At 61.2% G+C, this 14,562-nt stretch carries 14 protein-coding genes; 11 read left to right on the top strand and 3 right to left on the bottom strand.

The window, feature by feature from the left end:
* Positions 1-57 precede the first annotated feature (57 nt).
* From CFE428DRAFT_RS40335 to CFE428DRAFT_RS40980, 8 genes are all read left to right on the top strand, one after another.
* Entirely contained in the window at positions 58-939 is an 882-nt protein-coding gene (locus CFE428DRAFT_RS40335; RefSeq protein WP_006978796.1) for an N-acetylmuramoyl-L-alanine amidase, read from the top strand.
* Complete coding sequence (locus CFE428DRAFT_RS40330) at positions 936-1,316, top strand: N-acetylmuramoyl-L-alanine amidase family protein (protein ID WP_337442645.1); 381 nt, start codon at positions 936-938, stop codon at positions 1,314-1,316. The genes CFE428DRAFT_RS40335 and CFE428DRAFT_RS40330 overlap by 4 nt, the downstream gene beginning before the upstream one ends.
* Positions 1,317-1,435: 119 nt before the next feature.
* Complete coding sequence (locus tag CFE428DRAFT_RS07020) at positions 1,436-2,803, top strand: PTPDL family protein (protein ID WP_042724540.1); 1,368 nt, start codon at positions 1,436-1,438, stop codon at positions 2,801-2,803.
* 182 nt (positions 2,804-2,985) lie between these two features.
* Positions 2,986-3,576, top strand: a complete 591-nt coding sequence (gene hisB, locus CFE428DRAFT_RS07015; protein ID WP_006978793.1) for an imidazoleglycerol-phosphate dehydratase HisB — start codon at positions 2,986-2,988, stop codon at positions 3,574-3,576.
* A 96-nt stretch (positions 3,577-3,672) separates the two neighbouring features.
* Complete coding sequence (gene hisH, locus CFE428DRAFT_RS07010) at positions 3,673-4,296, top strand: imidazole glycerol phosphate synthase subunit HisH (protein WP_006978792.1); 624 nt, start codon at positions 3,673-3,675, stop codon at positions 4,294-4,296.
* A 191-nt stretch (positions 4,297-4,487) separates the two neighbouring features.
* Positions 4,488-5,294: an Hsp33 family molecular chaperone HslO gene (locus CFE428DRAFT_RS07005; protein ID WP_006978791.1), complete on the top strand. Its 807-nt coding sequence runs from the start codon at positions 4,488-4,490 to the stop codon at positions 5,292-5,294.
* Entirely contained in the window at positions 5,269-6,093 is an 825-nt protein-coding gene (locus CFE428DRAFT_RS07000) for a tRNA threonylcarbamoyladenosine dehydratase (protein WP_006978790.1), read from the top strand. Before CFE428DRAFT_RS07005 ends, CFE428DRAFT_RS07000 begins: the two co-directional genes overlap by 26 nt.
* A 28-nt stretch (positions 6,094-6,121) precedes the next feature.
* Positions 6,122-6,340 carry an addiction module protein gene (locus tag CFE428DRAFT_RS40980; RefSeq protein WP_006978789.1) on the top strand — a complete coding sequence of 73 codons (219 nt, stop codon included), beginning with the start codon at positions 6,122-6,124 and terminating at the stop codon, positions 6,338-6,340.
* Positions 6,341-6,731: 391 nt separating this feature from the next.
* On the opposite strand, the gene CFE428DRAFT_RS06995 is transcribed toward CFE428DRAFT_RS40980, so the two are convergent.
* Together CFE428DRAFT_RS06995 and CFE428DRAFT_RS06990 are read right to left on the bottom strand one after the other, a co-directional pair.
* Positions 6,732-7,529, bottom strand: coding sequence for a TatD family hydrolase (locus tag CFE428DRAFT_RS06995; protein ID WP_006978788.1), 798 nt, complete (start codon positions 7,527-7,529; stop codon positions 6,732-6,734).
* Positions 7,526-7,945 (bottom strand): SufE family protein, encoded by a 420-nt coding sequence (locus CFE428DRAFT_RS06990; protein WP_042724539.1) that lies wholly within the window; start codon positions 7,943-7,945, stop codon positions 7,526-7,528. Before CFE428DRAFT_RS06990 ends, CFE428DRAFT_RS06995 begins: the two co-directional genes overlap by 4 nt.
* A gap of 98 nt (positions 7,946-8,043) precedes the next feature.
* On the opposite strand from CFE428DRAFT_RS06990, the gene CFE428DRAFT_RS06985 reads away from it, so the two are divergent.
* Positions 8,044-10,137 carry an acetylxylan esterase family protein gene (locus CFE428DRAFT_RS06985; RefSeq protein ID WP_006978786.1) on the top strand — a complete coding sequence of 698 codons (2,094 nt, stop codon included), beginning with the start codon at positions 8,044-8,046 and terminating at the stop codon, positions 10,135-10,137.
* Between the two features lie 38 nt (positions 10,138-10,175).
* Here the strand turns inward: CFE428DRAFT_RS06985 and CFE428DRAFT_RS06980 are convergent, their stop codons facing one another.
* The gene (locus CFE428DRAFT_RS06980) at positions 10,176-10,400 is read right to left on the bottom strand and encodes a type II toxin-antitoxin system HicB family antitoxin (protein ID WP_006978785.1); all 225 of its coding nucleotides are present in this window, start codon (positions 10,398-10,400) and stop codon (positions 10,176-10,178) included.
* Between the two features lie 213 nt (positions 10,401-10,613).
* Here CFE428DRAFT_RS06980 and ilvD point away from each other — a divergent pair, with 213 nt between their 5' ends.
* Positions 10,614-12,389: a dihydroxy-acid dehydratase gene (gene ilvD / locus CFE428DRAFT_RS06975; protein WP_006978784.1), complete on the top strand. Its 1,776-nt coding sequence runs from the start codon at positions 10,614-10,616 to the stop codon at positions 12,387-12,389.
* 381 nt (positions 12,390-12,770) lie between these two features.
* Positions 12,771-14,471, top strand: coding sequence for a GspE/PulE family protein (locus tag CFE428DRAFT_RS06970; protein ID WP_006978783.1), 1,701 nt, complete (start codon positions 12,771-12,773; stop codon positions 14,469-14,471).
* Positions 14,472-14,562 lie beyond the last annotated feature (91 nt).

The raw sequence follows: 14,562 nt of genomic DNA, 5'->3' as shown, positions 1-14,562 counted from the left end.
CCAGCTCAGGTTCCGCGTGTGGTTGCGCGTCGGAAATCCCCGTGGGAGAATGGGGGCATGAAGACCAGCCCATGGGTCCCAGCTTTTTGCTGCACGATTCTGGCGGTGCTCGCCATGCATGCCACGGCGGCAGAGTGGAATCTAGTGCGATTCGAGAGCCGCGAATATGTGACGCTCGATAACATCGCGCAGTTTTACGGATTCCCGAAACCACCCCCAGTTGATTTAACCGGCCATTTCACCGCTGCCGCCAACGCCGCGCCTGCCCTCGCGCCGACCGTGGCGAGCCTGAACGTCGCGGCGAAGCCCGCGACCATCCAGGTCGCGCCTGTAGCCCCGGTATCCATCGCCGCCAGCGAGAAGAGTTCTGACGAACCTGCCCCGATTAGCAGTAAGGAACCGCCGCCGGCCACGCCGCTTTCCAAGACGATCACCCTGGATTCCGGGAAATCGCAACTCGAGGTGACGGTCGGATTACGCGAGGCCTCGATCAATGGCGTGAAGCATTGGCTGGCCTTCCCGGTCGCTTTTCACGATGGGCAGGTGCTCGTTTCCCGTCTCGACTTGAGCAAGATCATCGAGCCCAACCTGCGACCGGAGTTGATTCCCGGCATGACACCGGTGACTACCGTGGTGCTCGATCCCGGCCACGGGGGACACGATAACGGGGCCGTTTCGAAATACGGTTACGAAAAGAATTTCGCCCTCGATGTGGCGCTACGTGCCCGCAAGCTTTTGGAGGCCGAAGGCTATAAGGTTGTCATGACGCGTGCTACGGATGTCTTCATTCCGCTCGAGCAACGTCCGGCGGTCGCCAATCACATCCCGAATTCCATCTTCGTAAGCATCCATTTCAACTCCTCGAGCACGAATCTGACGCCCGGGGATTTGAGATTTTCTCCATCGCCCCCCGGGGCGCGCCCTCGACGAATGACGTGATGCCACGCGAACGCGATCTGCGGGAGGAGCCGGGCAATGCGGTCGATCTGCCCAGCGGCGCGCTGGCGGGAAGCGTCTTTCATGCGCTGCTCGGCCAGGTGCCGATGGTGGATCGCGGGGTGAAGCATGCCCGCTTTGCCGTGCTGCGGCTCTGCACCCAGCCGGCCATTCTCGTCGAGTGCGGATTCGTGAGCAATAATGCCGAGAGCACGCTCATCAGTTCCGCAGCCTGGCGGGAGCACGTGGCGAATGCGATCGTGGACGGCGTGGGCGGCTACAAGGAACTGGCCGAAACGAAGGCCCGGCCGAAGGTGATCGCCGACTATCGGCGGGCGGCGACCAGCGACGGCAACGGCCTCCAGACAGGGAAGCCCTGAGAAAAAAAGGCATCCGGGGGTTGCCTGACCTCCGAAAAGCGCGGATAGACAAACTGTTTATCACAGTTCGTAATAAATTCTTCTCTTCTTCTAAAATGCTCTGCTTAACTCGCGGCTCCATGCCCAAAATTTCTCCCTCCATTACCCGTCTGCTGACGATCGCGATGTTCGTGACCAGCGCTTTTGCCGACACCGTGACCCTGAAGAGCGGCGAGCACATCGAGGGTAAGATCACCAAAGAGACCGACAAGGACGTGACGATCGAGATCCGCTCGGGTGGCGTCGTGGATGAACGGACGGTAACCAAGGCCGAAATCGAGAAAATCGACAAAATTTCCCCTGAAGTGGAGGCTTATCGTGCCATCGATCGCATCCGGCTTCAGCTGAATTCGTTTCCGGCGGCCCAGTATGAACCGTACATCGCGGCGCTGGACGCCTTTGTGAAGCAATATCCGAACAGCGTGCGCACGATCGACGTGCAGACCACCCTCAACGCGTTCCAAGCGGAACTAAAGCGGGTGGAGGGCGGGGAAGTGAAGCTCGATGGGAATTGGCTGAGCAAAGCGGAGGTGCAGAAGGAGAAAGTGCAGATCGACGGTCGCATCGCTTTCAATTACATGAAGGCCCGGAGCGCGGCGGGCGACTATGTGGACGCGTTGAATGCCTTTGCCACGATGCAAAAATCCTATGCCGGGGCGACGACCATGCCGGATGCGGTCGAGCTGGCGTTGAAGATCATCCCGGCGCTGAAGGCGCAGGTCGAGCGAGCGATTCCGGAACAAAAAATCCTGCAGGACCAGCGCGACAAGGGCGTCAAGACGGCGTCGACGACGGACCGTCCCGAAATGGAGGCGGCGGTCAAAAAAGAGGACGAATCGGCGGAAGCCGCGGCGAAGGCGGCCGATACTTCGGGCCGTTGGGCGCCTTTCATCAAGATCAGCGCCCCGTGCCTGATTTCGCTGCAAAAGAAAGCCGAGAACGAAGAAAAGCGATTGCTGGCTTTGAAGCTGGGGCCCATGCGGGAATCGGTGAAATTGGCCGAGGACGCCAGACAGAAGCTGGCCAATGGAGACAAAGTAGGCGCCGAAGCCGAGTTGAAAGATGCATCCCGGCTCTGGCAGGCCAATGAACTCGCGAAGCGGTTGTCGGCGGACATGGTGGCGGAGAAGACCACCGTGTCGGTGCCGGTCAGCATACCGGCTGCCTCGGAGCCTGCTGCTGCGGCAGCGGCTGCGACTCCGGAACCGAAGGGGCCCGTCAAGAAGATGACGCCGAAACCGAAGGCCAGCACACCGCGTCCTTCGGCGGCCGTGGCGGAGGCCAACGGATCGTCGGCGCCAGTGGCGGCGAAAAAGGATGTGGAAGACGCCCCGCCCTTTTACATGACGCTGCCCGGCGCGGTGGCCATTGTCGTGGGTCTGGCCATTGTGCTCGGCGGCGCGAACTTTGTCGTCAAGATGAAGAAGCGCAAAGCCGAGGAAGCCTGAGTCACGAGGTCAGGATGAGGGAGGAAGGATGAAGTGAAGTGCGCTACGCGGCTTTTTAGAGAAAGCATTCGCTGCCGAAGAACTCATTTTTTCATCCTCCATCCTTCCGCCTTCATCCTTTTCTTCCCCTCTGCCGGTTGCGGGGTTATTGAAAGCGTTTTAAACGCCATCGCATTTTCTCCATGACCAGCCGCCAAGCCCAGATCGACCGCCGCACCAGCGAAACCAAGATCCAGATTGATCTGCGGATCGATGGCAGGGGGACGAGCCAGATTGCGACGAAGATTCCCTTCTTCGATCACATGCTCACGCTCTTTTCGCGCCATAGCCTGTGCGATCTCACGGTCAACGCGGATGGCGACGTCGAGGTGGATTTTCACCACACCGTGGAAGATGTGGGCATCGCGCTCGGCCAGGCCTTTACCAAGGCGCTGGGCGACAAGCGCGGCATCCGCCGCTACGGCTGGGCCTATCTGCCGATGGATGAAACGCTCGCCCGCGTGGTCATCGACTTCAGCGGACGCCCCTTCCTGCACTACAAGGCGCCGGAAGGCGTAGCCTCGATCGGCGGTTTCTCTTTCACATTGCTGGAGGAATTTCTGCGCGCCTTCTGCACGAATGCGGCGGTGAATCTGCACGTGGAGATTCTCTACGGTCGCGACGCCCACCACATGTGCGAGGCCGTTTTCAAGGGCCTGGCCAAGGCGGTGGATCAGGCCTGCCAGCTCGACCCGCGCGTCGAAGACATCCCGAGCACGAAGGGGACGCTTTGAGTTTGAGGGGTTTGGTGCTTAGTTCTCAGTAATCAGTAATCAGTTCGCCTTCAGCGATCATTCCGCATTCCGCATTCCGCATTCCACATTTTCTCCATGCTCGCTCTCATCGACTACGGCTCCGGTAATATCCACAGCGTCATCAACGCGCTGCGGCGGGAGCATGCCGATGTCGAGTTGATCAGCGATCCCGCGCGTCTTGCCGACGCGGAGGGCGTCGTGCTGCCGGGAGTCGGGGCGTTTGGGGATTGTGTGCAGGGGCTGCAATCGCGCGGCATTTGGGAGCCGATTGCCGAATGGCTGGCGGCGGATAAGCCGTTCCTCGGTATTTGCGTGGGATACCAGATGCTCTTCGACGAGAGCGAAGAGTCACCCGGCGTTCGTGGCTTTGGATTTTTCCCCGGCAAGGTGAAGCGTTTCGGCACGCCGGGACTGAAAGTGCCGCAGATCGGCTGGAACCAACTCGACCTGCGTTCGCACCCGCTCTGGCGCGGATTGCCGGTGCGGCCGCACGTGTATTTCGTGCACTCGTACTTTCCGGCGCCGCAGGTGGATGCCGATGTCACCGCTTTCTCCACGTACGGCGAGACCTTCGCCGCCAGCGCGGCGCGTGGCCGCGTGGCCGGCGTGCAATTCCATCCGGAGAAAAGCCAGGCCGTCGGCCTCGGCATCCTGCGCAATTTCATCGCGTCGGTGCCCGCCAGCGCGGCCGCGCGCTGAACGGAGGGACGCGCTCCCGCGCGATCCCCATCCAGCGGGCGGAGGTGGAGGAAAAGATTGGGGAACGCGCAGGAGCCCCTCGGCAGGCTCGGGGCCTTGAGCCTGTCGAAACGGCGCATCCCTCCTGGAAAAATTTATTTTTTCGTTCGGAAATTGATGCAGCCCTCATTTCGCCGAGGCATTATGGAATTGTGAACGATCCGAAACCATTGCCGGCGGAGGCCGGACTCGAAGTGCGCAGTCATTTTGTCCGCGGGCGCAATGCGCTCGTGACGCGGGCGGATTTCGGGGACCTCTACGTCGATTACTATCTCCACCAAGGGCAGCACGGGTATCAGCACGACCCTTTTCACGACGAACTCTTCAAGCAGGCCCTTGCGGCGATCACGCTGCACTGCGCGAGCCGCCCGTGGAACGAGTCCTCGGCGTGGACGATCCATTTGCAGGCGCCGCTGCTCAACCTGTTCGTCGCCGGCGACAATCGCCTCAGCACCGTCGTAGGCCAGCTCTTTACCGAGAATGTGAAGGCCGACGCGGCGCAGATTTTTCTCGCTGATGTGGTGCGTGGCAACGAAGCCCCTCAACGCAGCGCGGTCGACTTCACCGGCAATGATATCTTTCGCGCGGTCGAGCGCTATTACCTGCAGAGTGAGCAGCGCGTGGGACGTTTCTTTTCCTTCGGCCCGGAGGACTTCGTTTTCATTTCCGCACAGCCCCAGTGCGACTTGCAGTGGCTGGAGAAACTCACCGTGGAGGAGATCCAGATGCTCGATAGTTCCGAGCAACTCAGTCTGCTCGAGATACGGTCCTATCGCTGGGAGTGCGGTTGCACCCAGGAGCGCATGATGGCGGTGCTGGCGTCGGTCATGAAATCGGACCCGGAAGGGTTGTTTGGCGAGGACCCGGTCATTCGCATCAGCTGCCCGCGCTGCGGTGCGCGGCATAAGATCACGCGCGAAGCGCTGGAAGCCTATGTCGGTGCTGAGGAAGGAAAGTAGCGTGGACGATTTTGCCGAGCGCTTTGGCGGCGTGGCGCGTCTTTATGGGCGCGCGGGCTTGGAGCGCCTGCGTGCTGCGCGGGTGTGTGTCGTCGGCGTGGGCGGGGTGGGCTCGTGGGTGGTCGAAGCGCTCGCTCGCTCCGGGATCGGTGGGCTGACCATGATCGATCTCGACGACGTCTGCATCACCAACGTGAACCGGCAATTGCCCGCGCTCGATGGGCAGATCGGGCGACCCAAGGTGGATGTGCTCGCCGAGCGGGTGCGGCTGATTCAGCCCACCTGTAAGGTGGAGACGATTGCGGATTTTTTCACCGGGGCCAATGCCGCTGAATTGCTCACCCCACGGTATGATTTCGTCATCGATGCGACGGACAAGCTGACGAATAAATGCGTAATCATTGCCGGCTGCCGGGAACGGGGATTGCCGGTGCTGACGTTTGGCGGAGCGGGTGGCAAACGCGATGGCACAATGGTGCGTGTCGCGGACCTCGCGCATTCGGAGCAGGATGAACTTTTGCGGCAGGTTCGCCGGAAGTTGCGGCGGGATTGCGGATTTCCGCGCGGTCTTCAGCAGGACTTCGGCGTGTCCTGTGTCTATTCAGCGGAGAAGCCGGTGTTCCCGTGGTCGAATGGCACCTGTGCTGCCGAACCGGAGCCGGGCGGCGAAAGTCTTACCCTGGATTGCGCGAGCGGGTTTGGCACGGCGACGTTTGTCACTGGTGCTTTCGGTTTCGCGGCCGCGGGTGAAGTGGTGCGGCGGATTGCCGATGGTCATGCCAAGTCAACTTCTTGCTAAGCGATCCTGATTCGAATAAGCTCTGGCAATGAGCGTTGCGACGACTTTGCCTCTCAGCGAAATGACCCACGCGGACAAACTACGCGTCATGGAGGAGCTCTGGGACGATCTTTGCCGCTCACCTGAAGGCGTAACCTCACCTGCCTGGCATGGCGAAGTGCTGACGGCTAGAGCTGAGCGTGTGGCGGAAGGAGAAGCGAAATTTCACGATTGGACTGAAGTGAAAGCGCGCCTCCTACGGTATTAGCCATTATAGGGCGGCCATCCCGGCTGGTATCCGTTGAGCAAGCGCTGGTCTCAGCCCGAAGGGCTGCCGGATCGTAGCCGGGGGTAAGCGAGCTCCGCGAGTGCCACCCCCGGACGCCTGTCCTCCACGGATTCCATCCCGGAGGGATGGCGGAATCTCACATCAGCGAAAAATTCCAGCACCACCTCCGGGGGGCATTCATTTTTGGATGGTTTCCGGGGGGTATCGCTCGCAAGCTCGCTCAACCCCCGGCTACGGTCCATCGGCCCTCCGGGCTGGCACCGACGCACGCTAAACGGATACCGCTGGCCGCTTTGACCCGTTCCGGGACCGTCTTTCCACACGTGGCGGCGAGATTCCCGCCCTACAATGGCGCTTTCTGCAAATCCCGTCAGTTTCCGAAAAGCCGGGCGAAATTCGTCGCTACAGACGACGCTAGTGACTCGGGCGACACTTCACGAATTTCCGCAAGGTGTCTGTAAGTGATCGCGATATTTGCCGGATGATTGATCGGCTTATCGTCACCATCGCGCAGGGGGAAAGCGGTGAACTTTTCCGGCGGGTGCATATCCGGCGCGTCGGTTTCGATGAGCAGCCGGTCCTCCGGGATGTGGCGGAAGACTTCACGCTGCCGGGATTTTCGCTCGTGGAGGAAGTAGGCGTTGAAGGAGAAGTAAGCGCCGAGCCTGGCAAAGCCGGCGACCATTTCCTGCGGGCCACCGTAGGCATGGATGAGGAAGCCGCGCCGCGGGAGCGGATGGGCGCGCAGTAGTTCATCGAGCGCGCCCCAGGCCTGCAGGCAATGGATGGTCACGGGGCGATTCAACTCCGCCGCCAGCGCGAGTTGTGGAAGGAAAACCTCCGCCTGCACTTTGGGATCGTGGCCTTCAATCCACCGGTCGAGGCCGATCTCGCCTACACCGGCGTTGGGATGCGCCTCCAGCTGCCCACGCAACCTTTCGAGCCACTGCGATGTGCGCGAGGCGACATACCATGGGTGCAGGCCGAAGGATGGAACCACAAAAGACTGCTCGCGAGCCAGCGCGGTCACAGACTCCCAATCCTCCTCGCGAGTGCCATTCACGACGGCGCGATCGATCGGAAGCTGCGCGAGTTGCTCGAGGATGGCCGCGCGATGCGGGGCGAGACGCGCATCGTGCAGATGATTGTGCGCGTCGAGGTATTTCATGAGGCGAGCTCGCGTTCCGCGAAGGCGCGCATGGTGGCTCTGACGCTGGCCAGGCCGTTTAAACGAGTAGGGGAAAGCTGACGCTCCAGTCCAAGCGCGGTGATGATCTCCGGCTCGATGCACTCCACCTCCGCGGCCGAGGCGCCGTCGTAGAGCTCACAGAGCAGAGCGACAAGTCCCTTCACCAAGGTGGAGTCCGCATCCATCTGGAAATGGCAGTGTCCATGTTCAACCCGGCCGATGAGCCAGACTCGCGAGGAACAGCCGTGCACGCGGTTGGCATCGGTGCGCTGATCCTCCGTCAGGGCCGGCCATTTTTTGCCTCGGGCAACGATGGCGGCCAGGCGCTCATGGGCGTCTTCGATCGTCTGATAACGGGCGATCAATCGGAGCTGCTTTTCCGCGAGGGTGGACATGAAAGGAACATTCAACATCCGGCGTCCAACATCCAATACCCAATATTGCCGCCCCGCGGCGGTTGCTATGGCTGTTACCCCCTGCAAACATCCGCCCTATGAAGTTCCCCCTCTTCACCCTCGCTGTTGCCTTTGGTTTTTCCAGTTTCGCTGCGGAAATCCCGCAAGCCCTGCCCCAAGGACAGGTGCCCCAGGATATCCGGCTGGGGCCGTTGAAGGAGCTCGACGGCTATTTTCCGTTTACCGTCCCATCGTCGCCGGAAGTCTGGGCCAGGCGCGCTGAGGAAGTCCGCATGCAGGTGAAGGTGGCGCTGGGCGTCTGGCCGGAGCCCACCCGCACGCCGCTGAATCCCGTGGTCTATGGCAAGATCGAAGGGGACGGCTATACCATCGAGAAGGTCTATTTCGAATCCATGCCGGGATTCTTCGTCACCGGCAGCCTGTTCCGCCCGCGCACCGAGGGAAAACATCCGGTGGTGCTTTGCCCGCATGGCCACTGGACGGATGCGCGGTTCATCGTGCGGGGCGATGCGGAGATGAAGAAGGAGCTCGATAGTGGCGGCGAGCGTTCGCTGGAAAGCGGGCGCAGCATGTTCCAATCGCTGGGCATCCAGCTCGCGCGCATGGGCATGGTCGCCTTCGTCTACGACATGCTGGGCAATTCCGATTCGCAGCAGATCAGCCGCGAACTGGCCCACGGCTTTGCCAAGCAACGGCCCGAGATGAATACCGCCGAGAACTGGGGCCTCTTCAGTCCGCAGGCGGAGACGCATGTCGAGAGCATAGCCGGGCTGCAGACTTGGAATTCCATCCGCAGCATCGATTTCCTGACCTCGCTGCCCGATGTCGATGCCTCTCGCATCGGCGTCACCGGCGCGAGCGGAGGCGGCACGCAGACCATGCTGCTCAGCGCGGTCGATCCGCGCGTGACCGTGGAGTGCCCGGCCGTGATGGTCAGTACGGCGATGCAGGGCGGTTGCACCTGCGAAAATGCCAGCCTGCTTCGGGTGAACACCGGCAATATCGAGTTCGCCGCGCTCTTCGCGCCGAAACCGCTGGGCATGACCGCCGCGAATGACTGGACGAAGGAGATGGAGACGAAAGGTTTCCCCGAGCTGCAGCGCCACTACGCCATGATGGGCGCGCCGAACAATGTTACGCTCTGGCCGCACCTGAATTTCGGCCACAATTACAACGTCGTCAGCCGCGAGAATATCTACGCGTGGTTCAACGAGCACTTCCACCTCGGCCTGTCGGGCGACCGGCTCAAGGAGCAGGATCACCCGGTGGTCACTCGTGAGCAATTGACCGTGTGGGATGCCCAGCATCCGCAGCCGGCGGGCGGCCCTGATTTCGAGCGCAAGCTGCTGCATTGGTGGGCGAGTGATGCCGAGACGCAGCTCCAAAAATCGCCCGAGAATTTCCAAAAGATCGCGGGTCCCGCGTGGAAGGCGATCATCGGCTGGACCGGGTATCACCCGGGCACGACGTTCGAGCATCATCGTGAGCTCACCGTGAAAGGGCAGGGGAAGGACTATCACGCACTGATCTACACGGTGCGCGATTCCAAGGCGGGGTTGGACCTGCCGAGCATCACCATCGATCCGGCGAAGCCCAATGGCCGCGCCGCCCTGTGGCTCGATGAGCATGGCAAGGCGGGGCTCTTCACCGAGTCCGGGGAGTTGCGCCCGGAAGTCTGCCGCCTTCTGGAAGCGGGCTGGCGCGTGGAAGGTGTGGATCTGTTTGAGCAGGGCGAGTTCTTGAAGGATGGCCAGCCCGTCACGCAGACTCGCCGGGTGAAGAACCCGCGCGAGGCTGCCTGCTTCACCTTCGGCTACAACTCGGCCCTCTTCGCCCAGCGGGTGCAGGATATCTGTGAGACGCTGACCCGCATTGGCATGACCAAGGCCACGACCCAGCGCAACATCATCGCTCTGGACGGTACCGGCCCGCTGGCTGCCGCAGCGCTCGCCGTGATGGGCGACAAGGTCGAGGATGCGGTCATCAACACCGGCGGATTCCGTTTTGGCAAGGTGCTCGACCTGTGGTCACCCGGATTCCTGCCCGCCTCGGCGAAATACGGCGACCTGCCGGGAGCCATCACCCTGGCAAAGCAAAACGCCGCGAAGCTGCTCGTGCTCGGAGAAGGGGAGAGCAACAGCGACCCGGTGGGGTGGGTGCTGAGTCATTGATGGTTTGAGCCGTCGCCGAGGCTACGCGTTCAGTAATCTTAAGAGTAAGCGAGAATGGATTCCTCGTGGAAGTGCAGGCGAGCTTTGGCCGTCCGTCGTGCGTCTCCCTCATCGAAATGGCATTGAATCAACTCTTTCACCATCTGGATTAGTTCCTCGAGCGTCCGTCCATGCGTGGCCATGTCGGGGTCCTGGCAGACAGCGACCAGCATTCCGTCTTCTTCATGGACGTCGAAATTCAGTTCCATAGCTACAAACGTCATAGTCCTTTTCGCTAAATTTGCGAATCGGAAATACAGGCGAGTCGCTTTCATCTGAAAGATTATCCAACATCGAACATCCAATGGCGCAGGCGTGCGGTGGGCGCGGTTCTTTCATTGGATGTTGGGTGTTGGAGGGTGGATGTCGGGTGTTTATCCCCGTCTCTCCCTTGCCAAATCCCGCTTCTCACGTCTAGGCTGCCCCTCTTGTCTTTTATGAGCACCCCTGCCAAAGCCCCGTCGAAAAAAGCCGCTTCCAAGAACGGCGCCAGCCTCCACCGCGTCTATTCCAAACACATGGTCGATGGCTATGAGCGCGCGGCCAGCCGGGCGATGCTGCACGCGGTGGGCTTCGCTCGCGAGGATTTCAAGAAGTCGCAGATCGGCATCGCCAGCACCTGGTCGATGGTCACGCCCTGCAACATGCACATCGACCAGCTTGCCCGTCAGGCCGAGGCCGGCTCGAACGCCGCCGGCGGCAAGGCCGTCATCTTCGGCACGATCACGATTTCCGACGGCATTTCGATGGGCACCGAGGGCATGAAATACTCGCTCGTTTCGCGTGAGGTCATCGCCGATTCCATCGAGACCGTGGTGGGTTGCGAAGGCTTCGACGGCCTCGTGGCGATCGGTGGTTGCGACAAGAACATGCCCGGCTGTCTCATCGCCATGGCGCGGTTGAATCGCCCGAGCGTATTTGTCTATGGCGGCACGATTTTGCCGGGCTGCATCACCGGCGTGCTCGCCGAGAAGCGGCTGCGCAAGGACCGGCGCGAACAGTTTGCCGGCAAGAATCTCGACATCGTGAGCTGCTTCGAAGCAGTCGGTTCCTATGCCAATCACAACATGGACGACCGCGAACTCGCGCTCGTCGAGGAGCAGGCCATCCCCGGCGCCGGCTCCTGCGGCGGCATGTATACCGCGAATACCATGGCCAGCGCGATCGAGGCGCTCGGCATGTCCCTGCCGAACAGCTCGGCGCAGAACGCCGTCTCGCCGGCCAAGGCCGCCGACGCGCGCGCGGCGGGTGGCGCGGTGCTCGACCTCATCAAGGCCGGCATTCGTCCGCGGGACATCATGACCAAGCAGGCCTTTGAAAACGCCATCACCGTGGTCATCGCTCTCGGTGGTTCGACCAATGCCGTGTTGCATCTCCTCGCCATGGCCCACGCGGCCGGCGTGGACCTGAAGATCGACGACTTTACCCGCATCGGCCGCAAGGTGCCGGTGCTGGCCGATCTCAAGCCGAGCGGCCGTTACCTCATGAGCGAACTCGTCGGCATCGGCGGCCAGACCCCGCTCATGAAGATGCTGCTCGAGGAAGGGTTGCTCCACGGCGATTGCCTCACCGTGACCGGCAAGACCATCGCCGCGAATCTCAAGCGCGTGAAACCCTACCCGAAGGGTCAGGACATCGTGCGTGGCTTCGATAACCCGATTAAAAAGGACAGCCATCTCGTGGTCCTCTACGGCAACCTCGCTCCCGAAGGTGCGGTGGCGAAGATCAGCGGCAAGGAAGGCCTCTCTTTTAGCGGGAAGGCGATCGTTTTCGAAAACGAGCAGGACGCCCTCACGGCGATCCTCGATGGCCGCGTGAAGAAGGGTCACGTCATCGTGATCCGCCACGAGGGGCCGGTGGGCGGCCCCGGCATGCGCGAAATGCTTTCGCCGACCAGCGCCGTGATGGGCAAGGGGCTGGGCAAGGACGTGGCGCTCATCACCGACGGTCGCTTCAGCGGCGGCTCGCACGGTTTCGTGGTCGGCCACATCACGCCGGAAGCAGCCCTCGGTGGCCCGCTCGCCGTGGTGAAAAATGGCGACGCCATTACGATCGATGCGGTCAAGCACCAGCTCACGCTCGATATCCCGAAGTCCGATCTCGACGCCCGTCTCGCCAAATGGAAAGCCCCCAAGCCGCACTACACCCGTGGCGTGCTGGCGAAATACGCCAAGCAGGTCAGCACCGCCAGCAAGGGCGCCGTTACGGATTAACGGATCGTTCTTCCGCCAGAGATCTACCGGAAATCGGACAAAAAGAAATTTTGACCACGGATGACGCGGATAACACGGATTTTTCCGGTCGCTACCGCTCCAAAAATCCGCGAAATCCGTGAAATCCGTGGTCATTCCCCCGCATCAGACGAGATTCGCTATCTCCTTTAAGGAACGCGGTCATTCTGCTGGATCCACGGCGCCGATGGCCAACCAAGGGCTCCTCGACTGGCCCGCCTTTCTCGCATTTTTTTGCTAAGTTTTTTGACACCCCCACCTGCCTCCGTTACTTACCTCGGCGATCTCAAGGCGACGGGTGTCCGACGCTGATTTTCACTCGATTCCATCGCTTTCCTCCTGTAAATTTCCCAACTCCTCCCCGTGGCCCAGAACGAAGACTACATTATTGAGATTCTCCTCGAGACGAGTCTCATCACGAAATCGCAATTGGAACGTGCCCGCGCCGAGCGACAGGGCGAGCAAACCGTGGTGCAAGTGCTCATCGACCAGGGTATCGTCACCCAGGAAGATGTCACCCGCGCCCTGGCGGCCCATGCGGCCATGGACTTTGTCGACCTCTCCGCGCTCTCGGTGAGCGACGAAGTCATAGGCATGGTGCCGCGCGAGGTTGCCAAGCGCTTCAAGGTCATCCCGCTCGTGGAGTCCGAGACCGGGCTCATGATCGCGGTCGGCGACCCGCTGAATTTCGACACTTTCGACTCGTTGCATCACATGCTGCAGCGCGATCTGGAGTTTGTCTGTGCGACACCGGAGGCCATCACGGTCGCCTTTCGCAAATACTACGGCACGGCAGAGGATGCCGCGGATGAGCTCGCCCGACAGCTGGGTACTGATATCGAGATCTCCGGTGAAGGTGGCACGGGCCAGGCCGAGGGCGACACCGCGGACGCGCCGATCATCAAGATGGTGTCGATGATGCTCCTCGAGGCCTACAACATGCGCGCCTCGGATATTCATCTCGAGCCGCTGGAGAAACGCTTCCGTGTGCGGTTCCGCATCGATGGTGTGCTCCATGAGATGCAGAACCCGCCGAAGAAGCTGCAGACGGCGATCATCTCCCGCTTGAAGATCATGACGGGCTCGATGTCCATCGCCGAGAAACGTCTCCCGCAGGACGGACGTATCCAGGTGAAAATGGGCAAGGGCAAGCAGATCGACCTCCGTGTCTCGACCGTCCCCACGAACCATGGCGAAAGCATCGTCATGCGTATCCTCGATAAATCCTCCCTCTCGCTTGGCTTGCCGCAGCTTGGCTTCCTCTCGGATGACCAGGAAATCTTCGAGCGTCTCATCACGCTGCCGGACGGCATTCTGCTCGTCACCGGCCCCACCGGTTCGGGCAAGACGACCACGCTGTACGGCTGCTTGAATTACATCAACAAGCCCGACAAGAAGCTCATTACCGTCGAGGATCCCGTCGAATATCAGATGGCCGGCATCAACCAGGTGCAGGTCAATTCCGACATCGGCATGACCTTCCCGGCGGCGCTCCGCTCCATGCTCCGTCAGGCGCCGAACATCATCATGATCGGTGAAATTCGTGACTTGGAAACCGCGAGCATCGCCATCAATGCCGCGCTCACCGGTCACCTTGTTTTCTCCACCTTGCACACCAACGACGCCCCAGGCGCCGTGGCTCGTCTCGTGGACATCGGTGTCCAGCCGTTCCTCGTCTCTTCGGCCGTGCGCGCGATCATGGCCCAGCGCCTCGTGCGCAAGCTCTGCCAGAACTGCAAGGAACCCTACGAACTGACCGAAGCGGAGATCGAAACGCTCGGTCTCGATTCCACGCAACTCGCGGAAGCCACGATCATGAAGGGCGCTGGTTGCGAAAAGTGCAAGGGCCTCGGCTACAAGGGCCGAATGGGCATCTTCGAAATTTTCCTGATCGACGACGAAGTGCGGCACATGATCAACGAGAAGGCGTCGACGGTCGAACTGCGCAAGCGCGCCCGCGAGATGGGCATGCGGACGCTGCGTGAAGACGGTATTCGCAAGGTATTGGCCGGCCTCACTTCCGCCGAGGAAGTGATCGGCGTGACCATGTCCGACGCGAACTAACCCCCTCGCCAAATCGCATGGGCCTTTTCGATTCCCGCAAACCGACGCCCCCGGCGCCGGCTCCGACCTCGGCCGTGCCACCGCCACCCCC

This window comes from Chthoniobacter flavus Ellin428, from assembly GCF_000173075.1.
GTDB classification, from domain to species: domain Bacteria; phylum Verrucomicrobiota; class Verrucomicrobiia; order Chthoniobacterales; family Chthoniobacteraceae; genus Chthoniobacter; species Chthoniobacter flavus.
Note: the sequence above shows the minus strand (reverse complement) of the source record. Positions and strands in the feature narration are given on the sequence as shown.

Bases quoted from the DNA above. Each gene is read 5' to 3' on its own strand.
- CFE428DRAFT_RS06985 (WP_006978786.1), top strand. From the start codon at position 8,044: ATGAAGTTCCCCCTCTTCACCCTCGCTGTTGCCTTTGGTTTTTCCAGT.
- CFE428DRAFT_RS06990 (WP_042724539.1), bottom strand. From the start codon at position 7,945: ATGTCCACCCTCGCGGAAAAGCAGCTCCGATTGATCGCCCGTTATCAG.
- hisH (WP_006978792.1), top strand. From the start codon at position 3,673: ATGCTCGCTCTCATCGACTACGGCTCCGGTAATATCCACAGCGTCATC.
- ilvD (WP_006978784.1), top strand. From the start codon at position 10,614: ATGAGCACCCCTGCCAAAGCCCCGTCGAAAAAAGCCGCTTCCAAGAAC.
- CFE428DRAFT_RS40980 (WP_006978789.1), top strand. From the start codon at position 6,122: ATGAGCGTTGCGACGACTTTGCCTCTCAGCGAAATGACCCACGCGGAC.
- hisB (WP_006978793.1), top strand. From the start codon at position 2,986: ATGACCAGCCGCCAAGCCCAGATCGACCGCCGCACCAGCGAAACCAAG.
- CFE428DRAFT_RS07020 (WP_042724540.1), top strand. From the start codon at position 1,436: ATGCCCAAAATTTCTCCCTCCATTACCCGTCTGCTGACGATCGCGATG.
- CFE428DRAFT_RS06995 (WP_006978788.1), bottom strand. From the start codon at position 7,529: ATGAAATACCTCGACGCGCACAATCATCTGCACGATGCGCGTCTCGCC.
- CFE428DRAFT_RS40335 (WP_006978796.1), top strand. From the start codon at position 58: ATGAAGACCAGCCCATGGGTCCCAGCTTTTTGCTGCACGATTCTGGCG.
- CFE428DRAFT_RS06980 (WP_006978785.1), bottom strand. From the start codon at position 10,400: ATGACGTTTGTAGCTATGGAACTGAATTTCGACGTCCATGAAGAAGAC.
- CFE428DRAFT_RS07000 (WP_006978790.1), top strand. From the start codon at position 5,269: ATGTCGGTGCTGAGGAAGGAAAGTAGCGTGGACGATTTTGCCGAGCGC.